The sequence below is a fragment of the Peribacillus sp. NPDC056705 genome (assembly GCF_043656335.1).
Genome location: NZ_JBHTYI010000005.1, coordinates 76,995 through 90,355 on the forward strand (window position 1 = coordinate 76,995; position 13,361 = coordinate 90,355).

The following is a 13,361-nucleotide window of genomic DNA, read 5'->3' on the forward strand; positions in this document are numbered from 1 at the left end:
AGAAATGACAAGAAATCCATTCGCATTTCATGAAATTTCTAAATTACTCTTGATGTAATACGTCGAAGAAGGAAAATAGTTTCAAATGAATTTACTGCAGTAGGTGATTTTCATATGAAAAAGGAGTAAGTAAAACACCCTCTTGAATGCATGCGCTTACATTTATTTCCGCATTGACACTTCTCTTTTTGTCAACAGTTCCGTCCAAAATAAAAACGAAAGGCAACACTAAGATTTAAATAATTTAAGTTCATTTAAATCTTACAGGGCAAAGGAATATTCCTATCTAAGATATGTAGAAATAACCGTCTTCACTTAGTACTTAAAGGATGTAAGAAACTATATTATAATTTTTTTATTAAGGATTGTAACTCATCTTGAAGGTTTCCTTTCGAAAAAGCAGAGTGCAGAATTTCATGAACAGTATTTAAGGAAATTTGTAGTTTTTCTTCACCTATTCTAGTTAAACGTGTGTAAATACCTCGTCGATCATCTTCGCATATTTGCCTTTGTAAAACGCCGCAGCTTTTTGCTTCCAGTCTGACTACCAGCCTAGATATAGCACTTTGACTTAATCCTACCATTTCTTGTAATTGTTGTAGCCTCAATTGTTTTTCGCTTGTTTTGGATAAAAAGTATAGAACGTAAAACTCTTTTAACGAAAGGTTATGATTTTTTTGCAAAGCACTTTCCAGCTCATTCGTAATGCTCATTTGAATATTAGTAAGAGATAGCCAATTATCTAAATACTTCTTTTCTTGGTTGTTCTTCATGCACATTCCACCCTGTTCTATCCTTTATAATTAAAATTGATTATCTTCATTCAATTAAATTGTTCTAATTCATTAAAAATTAATTTTCCAAAGCCTAAATTTAATGATTTAACTTTTTGAAAAAGTACGTGCCATATTGGCAGTTTCCATGTTGTTAAATTGTTCTCTTCATTTTAGACGAGTTTCTTCTTTTTGTCTAAGTTTGAATTACTCCATAAAAAAACAGTCAAAATGACTGCTCCTTTTTTCATGAATTCAGTGTAACTGAACAGGATCCAATTTCATTTCCACCCCAATTTAGTGAAAGCTTGTCTTGGTCTGAAAGAGGTCCTACACCACTTGGAGTACCTGTAAAAATAATATCTCCTTTCCCAAGTCCAAAATGCTCTTCTGTAAATTCTATAATCGTTTGCAAATCAAATAGTAAGTCTTTAATATTTCCGACTTGTACACGCTCTCCATTCTTTAACAAGGAAAAATCTAATTGTTCACATGCTTCGACACCTGGAAATGGAATGAACTCACTAACAACAGCAGAATTTTTGAAACCTTTAGCCAAAAGCCAAGGGTGCTGTTTTTGTTTTAACTGTGATTGAACATCTCTAAGCGTTAAATCCAACCCAATGGCCATCGCATCTACCATTTCGTCTACTTTCATTCCTGATTCGTACTGCTTTGCGATATGTATGACAAGTTCAGTTTCAAAGTGAACGGAACCCTGATTACCCGGCAAAGTAATTGACTGGCCTTTTGCTTCCACAAGCGAATGAGTCGGTTTTGAAAATAAAAAAGGGGAAGTTGGTATTTCATTATTCAATTCTTTTGCATGCAAGGCATAGTTTCGACCTACACAATAGATATTTTTAATGTCTTTCATCATAAAGCTCACTCTTTTCTTTTTAGAAATTAAAATTAATGAATGGCTCTTTTCGTAAAGATTGTTGTTTTTAAAACAAAACGATTTAAGGTTGATTGGAGAGCAAGTGCGAGACTCCTGCGGGAGCAGCGGGACAGGCGAGACCCCACAGGCGTTTAGCCGAGAAGGCTCACCGCCCGCCGCATCTGGAGGGGAAATCAACCACACCGCTTTACTTGGTAAATAGCAACAAAATATGCGAAACCAGCCTAATGAATAGTAAAGGGTAAATATTAAGAAATGATTGCCACTTTCCCTTGTCATGGCAATCGTCGTTTAATAGTCAGCCAGATTAATAATCACAAATTTAAATAAGAAAAAATCCTCTGATTTAAGTATATTTTATATTTTTCTGACTCTTTATACAACCGTTATACCTGTTAAAAGAAAATCCATTTCGATAACATAATTCCATTTCCGTACAATATGTAAAAATAATCATAACGGATTAGAAGAATAGCTATAAAGAAATTTTTCACGTTCTTTGATGGAACATACCGGATTTATTGCATTCTCTTCTTTTGCTTTATAAAGTGTTTAAACAACCTTCAGAACCAATTCTTCATTTGCACAAATAACATCGTCCCATTCATTTTTTGTAACTTTTTCCATCCAAGGCGATTTATAGCGAAATATTTTTGTCCTTGGATCCATTAAATCATGGCTAGTTCGACTGCATAATTCGTGCGAGTTCTTTTTCTAAAACAGCGGGCTCGTTTGCGTAATTGTAAATCCCTAAAAACTTCTCTATAGCCTCTGGATGGGAACTGATCAGCTTGTTGACAGCTTCCTGTTGTTCAGATATGCGTTCATTCTTCGAAATTTGGCATCCCATGTGAAACCGAACCATAAACACATTTTCTATTGCCTTTTGATATTCTTCAGACATTTGATTTGATTTATTGGATTGCCCCTTATATTTTAATAGAATATTGGATAATATACGTGCTCCACATATAGCATCATGGATCCCCTGCGCCATGCCAGGATCTTTAAAACAAACCGCATCACCAACCAACGCCCATCCTTTTCCCATTCCCTTATACCAGTAATTATCATATCCCAGTATACCTTTGACAGGTTCAGCGATTTCAGCATCTTTCAAGCGAGCTCCAATTGTTGTATTAGGAAAGTTATCTGTCAAGAGATTGCGCAGACAGCTTTCCGGATTTGATTTCAACCGTTCTATCAATTCCTTATTTTCTAATGGGAAAATGCCGACAATAACATATAAATCATCATTCGTCGGAAAGAGAATGGCTGTGTTATCTTTTCTCTTGTATACTTCAAATTTAGGGACATGATCATGGCGAAATCCAGAAAAATACCCAAAATGGATGCCGACTGTTGCCGAAATACTTGTTATGAGTTCACTTTTTACCAGCTTGCGAATAATAGAGGATCGGCCGTCTGCCCCCACTACCAGGCGAGCTAAAAATTCTTGCTTCTTGTTGTTGCCGTCTAAACCTTTCACGCCTATTACTGTTTCGTCATCACGGATGACATCCGTCACACGAAATCCTTCTAAAACGGTAACATTCATTTGAGATTTGGCCTGTTCAAGTAGGATATGATCGAGATAAGTTCTCCTAATGCAATAACAATTGTCCTCACCGTAAACCACAGGGATGAGTCCTTCTATCACGGTATCCTCAAATTGAAATTTAATATCCCGTACCGGCGGTGCATTTGTTTCCACTAACTTGTCCATTACACCAATTTCTCGAAGAAGAGCGACAGTATTATTGAAAAAGGTATTGGTTGATAATGTGTCCCTTGGAAAAGTCGATCGGTCAACTAACAACACTTGAAAACCTGCCTTAGCAAGATAAATTGCCAGAGCAGAGCCGGCACATCCAGCACCGGTAATGATGACGTCATACATCTTATTCATCGGATCACTCCTTTTTCAAGTACCATGATTGACTTGCTTATCCATTAGCAGAGTTTGATAAAAATATACTACATACATAAAAGTATGGAAGTTAAAACAAAAAAAGTACAGAGAATTCCAAGGTCGATCTCATCTATGTTAATGGTCAATTTTTACTTCTTCTTTTAGAACTCCCTCAGTTAATTAAGGATTTCATCCCACTGGTTAGAGTAATTACAAAGGCACTTCCCCTACCCCACTAGCATATACAAAAAAGCATTGGTATATTGTTTGCATCTTTATACCACCAAGTGTAAATAACAGTCCATATTTCCAAATCGGTTTCAAGTAAAGTGTAATAAGTAGTGCTACTTCTAGGATTACATGATATGTATTATCAGGGGGAATTTTAAAAAGCCAGAATTCAAAAGCAACGAATAGCCGCACATAATAAAAAACCATAGTCCTTTATTGGAGATGTCCTTGATTGGTAAGAATAAATCCATTTATTTTGACAAAAAAAAGAGCCAACAAGTTGTTGACTCTTTGATTTAAAAAGTAGAAGCTAAATCTTTTGATCGTGCTATAGCATTTTCTTTTATTTCTTGTGCTTTATCAGGCATTGCTGCATGTCCTTCAACGAATACACCTTCAAAGGAAGGCACTCCGAAGAATTGCATGATGATTTTTAGATACCGGTGACCCATTTCCATTTCAGCAGCAGGTCCTTCTGAATAAATACCACCACGAGCTTGAATATGCAAGGCTTTCTTATCAGTTAAAAGACCAACTGGGCCTTGTTCGGTGTATTTAAATGATTTACCTGCAACAGCTACAGAATCTATATATGCTTTCATTACTGGCGGGAATGAAAAATTCCATAAAGGTGTTACAAATATATATTTATCGGCAGCTATAAATTGCTCACATAACTCTGAGAGTCGACTAACTTTTGCTTTCTCATCCGCCGAAAGTTCTTCAAGGCCCTTTCCTGATTGAAGTTTCCCCCAACCACTGAAAACATCTACATCAATTTCAGGAATATTTTCTTTATAAAGGTCAATATTCACTATTTCATGGCTAGGATTTACTTCTTTGTAAGTGTCAATAAATGCTTTTCCAACGGCCATACTGTAAGATTGTTTATCATCATGAGGATGAGCTGTGATGTACAATACCTTAGTCATTCTGTATCTTTCCTTTCTTTTAACATATTTGAACATTCTAGTTTGTCTCGGAAATTAAACATTTATACAATTACTCGAACTAAAATAACTTTAATTGATAAGTATAAAATTCTCCGTTACCCGCCCATAAATCGCAGATTTAAGGAAGGTATAAATCTTCTTTCAAGTTTTGAGAAAGAATGTGAATTTGGGATATGATATAACAAGACAATCCGGTTATTTTTAGGAGGCTTTATAAAATGACGAATTCAATAAAATTTGACCTGCACACTCACCATGAACGATGTGGACATGCTATCGGCACAATTGAGGATTATGTAAAACAAGCCATTGAATACGGTTTGCAATATATTGGGATTTCTGATCATTCTCCATATTTCTATAGTGAGGACGACCATCTCTACCCAACTATCGCAATGGCAAAAAGTGAACTTGTCCCTTATATTGAGGAAGTTCTTCGCTTAAAAGAAACATATGAAGGTAAAATTCACGTGTTATTAGGAATGGAAAGTGATTTCTTCCCTGATCACATTGAAGTCTACCGTGATCAATATCTTTTACACCCTTTTGACTATATAATTGGATCTGTTCATTATGTTCAAGACATTAGCATTTTTAAAAAAGGGCGTTGGAATGGTTTAACTTCTAAAGAACAGTCAAAATTAAAGAATGAATACTATGAATTAATACAGAAATCTGCAAAAAGCGGAGTGTTTCAAATCTTAGGCCATATTGATGCAATGAAAGGGTTTTATCCTGCCTTTTCATCCATTGAAACAGACAGTATTGAAAAAACGTTACAAATCATTAGTCAAGAAGATATCGCCATTGAGATTAATACCTCTGGTAAAACAAAAGAGTGTGGTGGGTGGTATCCAGCAGATGACATTTTAGAAAGAGCTCTTTTCTATAATGTGAAGGTAACATTTGGATCAGATTCGCATACACCTGAACGTATTGGCGATGAATTTGAACAAGTTAAAAAAAGACTAAAGGAAATCGGCTTTTCTGAGTGGGCTTACTTTGTTAACAAGCAAAGGATTCTCACTCCACTTTGATCTTCTTAGTCAATAGGAATAGAACTGGTTCCATTCGTTCAAGGATATGCAATTTTCTGCTAAAAATAAAAAAAGCCGACCTTTTATTGGTCGGCTTCTTCAATTAATCTGTCCTTTTATATTAAGGAGAAAAGAAGAAAGGCATTGTCATGAAGGAGAAAAGTAAGCACTTGATGGGGATGAATGTCTATATCACGAATTCATCGCCAGAAGAAGTTCCCACTGATTATGTCCATTCCCTCTATTCCCTGCGTTGGCAGATTGAGATTTTATTTAAAACATGGAAGTCATTCTTTGAAATCGATGAATGCAAAACAATCAAAAAAGAACGCCTAGAGTGCCATTTATACGGCCAACTTATTGGCATTCTCCTCTGTTCTTCTACCATGTTTCAAATGCGACAGCTTTTGCTTGAAAAGAAAAATCAGGAGTTGAGTGAATACAAAGCGATTTATATGATTAAAGATTCCTTTCCGTTATTGTTTCAAGCAATAGCAATTGGTTCAGAACAGCTTTTGAAAATTCTTCATCGCCTTTTTCAGCTACTCAAAAAGAACGGTCGAAAATGCCATAGGTATAAGAAGATGACTGTCTTTGATATTCTAGGGGTTGTGTATCAAACGACGGTGAAGGATAGACAAGCTGCCTAGAAAAAAGCGCATATTTGATAGGCTTCTTTGGCTTGCCTGGTTTTCAAGAACTAGGTAGTTTTGGAACAATATCATTTTGTGCTATTAATTTACGTTGTTAGCTTGATGGGCATGGGGTACCGCCAGCAAGCGCTGAATTATGATGTCTTCATGCACTAAAGCCCCCATTTGTTGAAAATGACGATATAATGTTAGTGGAATGATTGTATTCGCAAAAGGAGGTTCGTTTCATGAATATTTTAATTTTGGGTGCAACTGGTCGGGTTGGGGGGCAATTAGTTACTTATAGTCTGCAAGACAGGCATCATGTTACAGTTTTGGTTCGCACTCTTGAGAAGATTGGAATGAACGATGCCAATTTAACCATTATTCAAGGTAATGTTTTAAATAAAGATGATATCGTACGTGCCATGCAGGGGATTGATGTAGTTTTTAGTGCACTGAATACTGATGGGACAACCACTTTATCAAAAAGTATGCCACTAATTATTGAAGCAATGGAAAACGAAGGTATCCAACGAATTATTACGATTGGAACAGCAGGTATCCTGCAAAGTAGAACAACCCCAAATATTTTGCGTTATCAGTCATGTGAATCTAAGCAGAAATCTACCCGCGCAGCGAAAGAACATCATCAAGTTTACGAAATGCTGAAACAATCAACACTTCAATGGACCATTGTCTGTCCTACATATTTGCCGGATGGAGAAAGTGTTGGCACATATCGTGTGGAAGGTGACTTTTTACCGGAGAATGGGGTTGAAATATCCGTGCCGGATACAGCGGAATTTGCATTTAACCAAATAAAAAGTAGTGCTTATTTAAAATCACGAGTAGGTATTGCCTACTAAACATTCCTACTTGCATTACTCCACTTGGAATCGCAGATGAAGTGCAGGAACCATTACGTCCGCTTAGCCCGTTCAATTATCTTCGTAAATGTACACAATCTCTGAACAATTGCCAAGAATATTTACCGGTTACTTTTGGACGAAAGAAAAATTCGCCTGTACCAAGTTCATGAACATTCTATGCCAATGTGCTATATTTCCCCTCCAAAAATAGCCACATTCTGCCTGTCGGGCGCAAACGCTAGCCCGTTCCATATCAATACAGTCTGTACAAATCCTAGTGAGTCGGCATTGTACCTCCCCGCGATCCTCTGATATGCTTCTAGCTCATATATGCCATCCCTGTTGTAATCAACCGGATATAAACCAGATAAAGGATTTACCCATCCTTCTATCGGCGCCTTCAATACACCATCCTTGTTATAAATTTCAGATAAATATTCCTTACCCTTATATGTAAGGTCAAGAATGTACCTTTCTTTTAGATAATAACTGTTCAACTTTGCTTTGTATTGGTTTTCATAATTAACAGCGTATTTATAGGTTTCATTGAATGCGTCTGAATTAAAAATGGTCATGAGTTGACCGTTAAGATATGAAAAAACATACGCATAGATGGAACCACCGCTTCCTCCTGTATCAATGACCACTAAAATGTCATCCCCTTTGTTACCTGTAAGATCACCAAGAAAAAGGGTCGGATTATATCCTGCGTTATTTTTCATGGGAACTTGTTCATATTGATTAGTCCTCCCATTTTGGATAACCAAAGTTACATTCCTCCAAAAGGGGCTATCAGGAGTTTTGTTTGCGGTAAGAAAAACATTGTCCTTTATCCCATCCCCATCAATATCGCCTTGCTTTGAGGTCACTGTAACTGTTCTGTACAAGTTCATTTCCCTTGAAAGAGCAGATTGGAGGCTCAATTTCATGTCTAGCAGTTCCTGCTTTGAAGGATAAGGATTTGTAAGCGACAAGGCGTTATCGATCGTATGCATCGCTTCACTTGTTAAACCGGCTCTTCTTTGAGTCTCAGCCAAACAGTACCAATAATAGGGATCATTCGTTCCTTGTATTTTTGTGTAATAGTAATGAATCACTTTTCTTATGTCATACGTATCCAACTTCATCCCACCTGTCTCACTTTATTGAATTATATGCGAGAATTTAGTGAATAATCTTGAGTACATATCTATTGCTGGAAACAACAATATTGTCCTTTTCAAATTTAGCGCCCTTATTATGAATGATTTCTGTTGACTAATACCATTTTATGAACTTTTTTTACTTGCGTATATTTATTTAATTTGCTATTATAACTGACGAACGTTCGTTAAAATATGAGGTGATATTATTGAAAAGTAATGAAATCAAGGAAGCCGCTCTAAAATTTTTCACGATTCATGGTTATGAAGGAGCGTCCCTTTCTCTAATAGCTGAAGAAGTCGGCATGAAAAAGCAATCCATTTACGCCCATTTTAAAGGCAAGGATGATCTTTTTCTGCAAGTTTTACGTGATGCGAAAGAGACGGAGCTATCTTCGAAACTCCAATATTTCAGTAAAGTCGATTCAAAAAATCCTGAAAAAGATTTATACGGATTCCTGCAATTGGTCATCGATCTTTTCCAAAAAAATGAGCATATAAAGTTTTGGCTGCGTATGTCCTTTTTTCCGCCAGCGCATCTTGAAAAAGAAATCGAGCAGGAAGTCATAGATATCGAGGAAAAGGTGCAGGCAATTCTGGAATGTAAATTCCAGGATTGGATCAATGCCAAATTAATCGTCGAAGATGGAGCCATAACTCCGACATATGCTTTCTTGGGAGTAGTGGATTCCATTTTGCTTGAGCTTGTATACGGCAATGATGAGAAACGGCTGAAGGATAAATTGGCAGCCTCTTGGAAAGTGTTTTGGAGAGGTATTTCACAAGAATGATTCACAAAGAAAGTGGTGTTAACACATGAATAAACCAATTAAAGAACAAAAGGCGGTATTAATTATTCTTCTAAGCAATATATTCATTGCTTTTCTGGGAATTGGACTCATCATCCCCGTCATGCCGTCATTTATGAATATCATGCATTTATCAGGAAGTACGATGGGCTATCTTGTTGCCGTATTTGCGGTATCACAGCTTGTTATGTCTCCATTCGCAGGTCGTTGGGTTGACCGTTATGGGAGAAAGAAAATCATCATCATCGGCTTATTCCTTTTTGGTGTTTCAGAACTTATCTTCGGTGTAGGGACAAACGTATCGGTGTTTTATTTATCAAGGGTCCTAGGGGGAATAAGTGCCGCCTTTATCATGCCAGGTGTTACTGCATATGTTGCGGATATTACATCCGTTCAGGAAAGGCCAAAAGCAATGGGCTATATTTCAGCCGCCATTAGCTTGGGCTTTATAATTGGACCAGGGATCGGTGGCTTTGTTGCAGAATATGGTATACGCTTGCCTTTCTTCCTTGCAGCGGCCATTGCTTTTTTAGCATGCCTTTCATCAATATTCATTTTAAAAGAGCCGATGACAAAGGAACAGCTTGCAAAAGTTTCTGCAAATATTAACCAAACAAACTTTATAGGCGATTTAAAAAAATCACTAAACCCGCTTTACTTTATTGCGTTCATCATCGTATTTGTACTCGCTTTTGGTTTATCAGCCTATGAAACTGTTTTTAGCCTATTTTCTGATCATAAATTCGGCTTCACGCCGAAGGATATTGCAATAATCATTACAATAAGCTCTATTTTCGGAGTTATTGTGCAAGTATTCATGTTTGGAAAACTGGTGGATATTCTCGGCGAAAAGAAGCTTATCCAATTATGTTTAATTGTCGGTGCCATTTTTGCGGTAGCGTCCACTATGATTTCCAGCTTTTTGGCAGTTCTAGTGGTAACTTGCTTCATCTTCCTTGCATTTGACCTGCTTCGTCCGGCTTTGACGACATTTTTATCAAAAGCTGCCGGGAAAGAACAAGGATTCGTTGCTGGAATGAACTCCACCTATACGAGCTTAGGAAATATCGCCGGTCCATCCATGGGAGGATTGCTGTTTGACATAAACATTCACTACCCTTATCTTTTCGCTGCTGTCATTATCGTCATTGGCCTTGGCATTACAGTCATTTGGAAAGAAAACCGATTGACAGAAAGCTTAGCGAAATATTAATGTCCCGGATCGAATTTCTTAGATTTTAAAAGCACCTTTCCTTTTCGGGCTGGAAAACTCTCAAACTTGAAAAATGATATTCTAAAAAACCCCTTGTCCATATTGGGCAAGGGGTTTAACTTATCCAGATTAGTCATTTTTGCTATTATTATTATTAAAAAGTGGGATTCTGTTTTATATTACTGGTGATATACGCTCCAAATTAATTCTGAATTTATATCGATCTGCACGGTAGAAAGATCTGACAATCCCAAGGGGTCGATTCGTATCCAGGAAAATTCTTCGTTCTATCAGCAATATAGGGGAACCTTCGACTACCTCGAGCATTTCCGCCTCTTTTTTTTGAGCGATGGAGGCTTCAATTATCTGTCTGCCATGTTGGATTTGTAAGCCGAAGGTTTTTTTAACATAGTCATGTATGGAACTCACGGCCATTTCTTCCGTTAGATCCGGGGCAATATCTTTTGAGATGTATAGCCTTTCAAATGCCATCGGCAACTGATCAGCAAGCCTTACACGTTCCAGTTCGAAAATAGGAGTTCCTTCTTCAACCTCAAGCTTTGCAGCAAGTTCATGATCAGCATTGACCTCTGTAAAACTGATGACTCGTGTACTTGGTTTATGTCCTCTTGATATCATATCCTCCGAAAAGTTTGTTAATCCTTGCAAGGGCTGCTCCAATATTTGTTGGGCAACAAAAGTTCCTTTTCCGCGCTGCCTGTATAAATAACCGCCATTTACGAGGTTAGAAATCGCCTGTCTCACAGTCATCCTGCTTATTCCATATTTTTCAGTATATTCTTTTTCTGAAGGAATCATCTCTCCTGGCACCAATTCAAGACTTTGAATCGCTCCTTTAATCTCCTCTTCAAGTTGATGATAAATGGGACTCGGGGAATTCTTTTGGATCATTTAGCGTACATCTTCCTTTCATCGTGATGTAAATTTTACAAGGCATACTGTTCGGAAACATCTCAAGCTAAAATTCCGTTCGATATCCCTATCCATGCTAATAAACACGATAAGACAAGACTTATATTTAAGTATCCAAATTCCTTTTTGTGAATTTCAATACCGATTCCCTTGAACGTTCAATTTCATTTTTATTTTCATTATAGAATTTTGAAACGTACGCATAGAAAATAATGCTGACCGTTAGAAATTGTGCAAAAAGCGAACTTGTTGCAGCACTTCGGAATTTTGCCTCAGGAGCACGTACATGATTTAGGGACATATCAACTTTTTTAGTTAGCCCATTGTTCCCCAATCGTGATAAACCAATTGTTTTAATTCCATATGCTTTAGCAATATCAACGAGTTCCAGAACTTCTTCAGTTTCGCCACTATTGGAAATACAGAAAAAAACGGTATTCTTTGATGATGCAGCGAGTGCTGTGGCCGTAATATGCGGGTCTTGATTAGCACTTACTATCTTTCCTAACCGTAACCATTTCTGTGTAATATCTTCAGCAACAAGCCATGATGCCCCTAATCCATAAACATAAATCACATCTGCACTTCTCATGGTTTCAATGATATTGTCAAGAACGGTCTCATCCAAATAATGTGCCGTTTCCTGTATAGCTTGGACAGAGTTGGACACTATTTTATTTTTGATGGACGCTATTGTTTCATTAGGCTCAATATCATGGAAACCTTTTTTCTCCGGTTGGGAAATCAGTGATGATAGGGATACCTTCAGTTCAGAAAAACTGTTAACTTTTATCGAATGACAGAATCTCGTTACTGCAGAACTGCTGGCATTGGCATGGTCAGCTAATTCATGTATCGTCATTCTTATAATATCTTGTGGATTTTCCAAGATATATTGGGCAATTTTCCTTTCTGAATTAGGCAACTGGTTCAATAAACTTTCAATTCTCAATAAAATATTTTCAACGGGCATATGGTTTACTCTCCTTGATCTTTACTTACTTTAACTGCTTCATTGCTATGTAGTAACCACCCAAGGTAGCTGATACGTCATCCAAAACAAATTTCACATTTGGTTTTTTAAGTTTAATATGATTGATGAAAGAGCTTTGCACCAATGGTATATTTGTCAATATGCTACCTTTTATTGCAATTGTAACATTCTCACTTAACTTTAACTTCTTGATAACCTCAAGCGTTTGTTTTGAAAGGTGGTACCCGGCCTGATTCAGAATATTTTGCGAGAAACCATCGCCCTTCTCCGCATGTTGGACAATTAGGGGAACAAACGCGGCAATCTCTGATTTCGTGGCGGAATAAATGAATTTCTTCAGTTGCATTACACTATGATAGCCAAGTTTTTTAAGTATTGTCTCGGTTAAATGGCTATATTCATATCCCTCATCCTCTTCTTTCGTCATTTTTATAAAAGCCTGCATGGCGATCCAGTAGCCACTTCCTTCATCCCCAAGAATGTGTCCCCAGCCTCCAGCTGATTTCTCGATACCTTTATGGATGCCGATACTTAAAGATCCAGTTCCGGATATGGTCAAAATGCCATCATTTCCTTTTAGTAAAGCAGCATGAGCGATAATTCCATCATTTACAATCGTGAACGGGGCATTAAAGGCCTTGCTTAATGCACGTTTTATGCCCTGCGGATTTTCAACTCCTCCATACCCGGCTAAACCTAAGCAAATGTAATGGCAGCTTCCATTATCAATAGGGGTTATGCATTGTTCAATTGCCTGTATAATGTTAGAGATGGCTTGTTTTTCATTTATAAGCAGGTTACCATACCCCGCTTTGCCTACACTTATTTTATTTCCCTTTAAATCATAGGCCACTGCTTCAGTTTTAGTGCCACCGCCGTCAACACCGATAATATAATTCATATCATTCTCCTATTCAGTAAAAAAGGGAAGGAAATTACCCTTCCTTCCTTGAAGATTC

12 protein-coding genes and 1 pseudogene are annotated in these 13,361 nt (G+C 37.2%); 5 read left to right on the forward strand and 8 right to left on the reverse strand.

Annotation, left to right across the window (positions count from 1 at the left end; translation table 11 throughout):
- Nucleotides 1-344: 344 nt before the first annotated feature.
- The 4 genes from ACFRAK_RS08875 to ACFRAK_RS08890 form a co-directional block, all read right to left on the reverse strand.
- Nucleotides 345-773 carry a MarR family winged helix-turn-helix transcriptional regulator gene (locus ACFRAK_RS08875; protein WP_260287702.1) on the reverse strand — a complete coding sequence of 143 codons (429 nt, stop codon included), beginning with the start codon at nucleotides 771-773 and terminating at the stop codon, nucleotides 345-347.
- A gap of 247 nt (nucleotides 774-1,020) precedes the next feature.
- Nucleotides 1,021-1,650 carry a fumarylacetoacetate hydrolase family protein gene (locus ACFRAK_RS08880; RefSeq protein WP_387598182.1) on the reverse strand — a complete coding sequence of 210 codons (630 nt, stop codon included), beginning with the start codon at nucleotides 1,648-1,650 and terminating at the stop codon, nucleotides 1,021-1,023.
- A 703-nt stretch (nucleotides 1,651-2,353) separates the two neighbouring features.
- Nucleotides 2,354-3,583 (reverse strand): NAD(P)/FAD-dependent oxidoreductase, encoded by a 1,230-nt coding sequence (locus tag ACFRAK_RS08885; RefSeq protein ID WP_394571632.1) that lies wholly within the window; start codon nucleotides 3,581-3,583, stop codon nucleotides 2,354-2,356.
- A 530-nt stretch (nucleotides 3,584-4,113) separates the two neighbouring features.
- Entirely contained in the window at nucleotides 4,114-4,749 is a 636-nt protein-coding gene (locus tag ACFRAK_RS08890) for an FMN-dependent NADH-azoreductase (RefSeq protein ID WP_387597309.1), read from the reverse strand.
- 239 nt (nucleotides 4,750-4,988) lie between these two features.
- Here ACFRAK_RS08890 and ACFRAK_RS08895 point away from each other — a divergent pair, with 239 nt between their 5' ends.
- The 3 genes and pseudogenes from ACFRAK_RS08895 (at nucleotide 4,989) to ACFRAK_RS08905 (ending at nucleotide 7,308) form a co-directional block, all read left to right on the forward strand.
- Nucleotides 4,989-5,807: a histidinol-phosphatase gene (locus ACFRAK_RS08895; RefSeq protein WP_387597312.1), complete on the forward strand. Its 819-nt coding sequence runs from the start codon at nucleotides 4,989-4,991 to the stop codon at nucleotides 5,805-5,807.
- A 128-nt stretch (nucleotides 5,808-5,935) separates the two neighbouring features.
- A pseudogene (locus ACFRAK_RS08900) lies at nucleotides 5,936-6,457 on the forward strand (transposase); the annotation flags it as partial.
- Between the two features lie 230 nt (nucleotides 6,458-6,687).
- The gene (locus ACFRAK_RS08905; RefSeq protein WP_387597315.1) at nucleotides 6,688-7,308 is read left to right on the forward strand and encodes an NAD(P)-dependent oxidoreductase; all 621 of its coding nucleotides are present in this window, start codon (nucleotides 6,688-6,690) and stop codon (nucleotides 7,306-7,308) included.
- 191 nt (nucleotides 7,309-7,499) lie between these two features.
- Here ACFRAK_RS08905 and ACFRAK_RS08910 read toward each other — a convergent pair whose 3' ends face one another.
- On the reverse strand, nucleotides 7,500-8,240 hold the full coding sequence (locus ACFRAK_RS08910) for a VCBS repeat-containing protein (RefSeq protein WP_387598185.1): 741 nt from the start codon (nucleotides 8,238-8,240) through the stop codon (nucleotides 7,500-7,502).
- Between the two features lie 422 nt (nucleotides 8,241-8,662).
- Between ACFRAK_RS08910 and ACFRAK_RS08915 the strand changes: the two genes are divergently transcribed.
- Both ACFRAK_RS08915 and ACFRAK_RS08920 read left to right on the forward strand, forming a co-directional pair.
- Nucleotides 8,663-9,244: a TetR/AcrR family transcriptional regulator gene (locus ACFRAK_RS08915; protein ID WP_387707380.1), complete on the forward strand. Its 582-nt coding sequence runs from the start codon at nucleotides 8,663-8,665 to the stop codon at nucleotides 9,242-9,244.
- Between the two features lie 25 nt (nucleotides 9,245-9,269).
- Nucleotides 9,270-10,475, forward strand: coding sequence for an MFS transporter (locus ACFRAK_RS08920; RefSeq protein ID WP_260287690.1), 1,206 nt, complete (start codon nucleotides 9,270-9,272; stop codon nucleotides 10,473-10,475).
- A gap of 174 nt (nucleotides 10,476-10,649) precedes the next feature.
- On the opposite strand, the gene ACFRAK_RS08925 is transcribed toward ACFRAK_RS08920, so the two are convergent.
- From ACFRAK_RS08925 to ACFRAK_RS08935, 3 genes are all read right to left on the reverse strand, one after another.
- Complete coding sequence (locus tag ACFRAK_RS08925) at nucleotides 10,650-11,387, reverse strand: GntR family transcriptional regulator (RefSeq protein WP_387597323.1); 738 nt, start codon at nucleotides 11,385-11,387, stop codon at nucleotides 10,650-10,652.
- A 127-nt stretch (nucleotides 11,388-11,514) separates the two neighbouring features.
- Nucleotides 11,515-12,381, reverse strand: a complete 867-nt coding sequence (locus ACFRAK_RS08930) for a MurR/RpiR family transcriptional regulator (protein ID WP_192205229.1) — start codon at nucleotides 12,379-12,381, stop codon at nucleotides 11,515-11,517.
- A 25-nt stretch (nucleotides 12,382-12,406) separates the two neighbouring features.
- Entirely contained in the window at nucleotides 12,407-13,303 is an 897-nt protein-coding gene (locus tag ACFRAK_RS08935; protein ID WP_387597325.1) for an N-acetylglucosamine kinase, read from the reverse strand.
- Nucleotides 13,304-13,361: the final 58 nt, after the last annotated feature.

Excerpts from the sequence above, each read along its gene's own strand:
- ACFRAK_RS08880 (WP_387598182.1), bottom strand. The coding sequence starts at position 1,650 with ATGAAAGACATTAAAAATATCTATTGTGTAGGTCGAAACTATGCCTTG.
- ACFRAK_RS08930 (WP_192205229.1), bottom strand. The coding sequence starts at position 12,381 with ATGCCCGTTGAAAATATTTTATTGAGAATTGAAAGTTTATTGAACCAG.
- ACFRAK_RS08895 (WP_387597312.1), top strand. The coding sequence starts at position 4,989 with ATGACGAATTCAATAAAATTTGACCTGCACACTCACCATGAACGATGT.
- ACFRAK_RS08925 (WP_387597323.1), bottom strand. The coding sequence starts at position 11,387 with ATGATCCAAAAGAATTCCCCGAGTCCCATTTATCATCAACTTGAAGAG.
- ACFRAK_RS08920 (WP_260287690.1), top strand. The coding sequence starts at position 9,270 with ATGAATAAACCAATTAAAGAACAAAAGGCGGTATTAATTATTCTTCTA.
- ACFRAK_RS08875 (WP_260287702.1), bottom strand. The coding sequence starts at position 773 with ATGAAGAACAACCAAGAAAAGAAGTATTTAGATAATTGGCTATCTCTT.
- ACFRAK_RS08935 (WP_387597325.1), bottom strand. The coding sequence starts at position 13,303 with ATGAATTATATTATCGGTGTTGACGGCGGTGGCACTAAAACTGAAGCA.
- ACFRAK_RS08890 (WP_387597309.1), bottom strand. The coding sequence starts at position 4,749 with ATGACTAAGGTATTGTACATCACAGCTCATCCTCATGATGATAAACAA.
- ACFRAK_RS08905 (WP_387597315.1), top strand. The coding sequence starts at position 6,688 with ATGAATATTTTAATTTTGGGTGCAACTGGTCGGGTTGGGGGGCAATTA.
- ACFRAK_RS08910 (WP_387598185.1), bottom strand. The coding sequence starts at position 8,240 with ATGAAATTGAGCCTCCAATCTGCTCTTTCAAGGGAAATGAACTTGTAC.
- ACFRAK_RS08885 (WP_394571632.1), bottom strand. The coding sequence starts at position 3,583 with ATGAATAAGATGTATGACGTCATCATTACCGGTGCTGGATGTGCCGGC.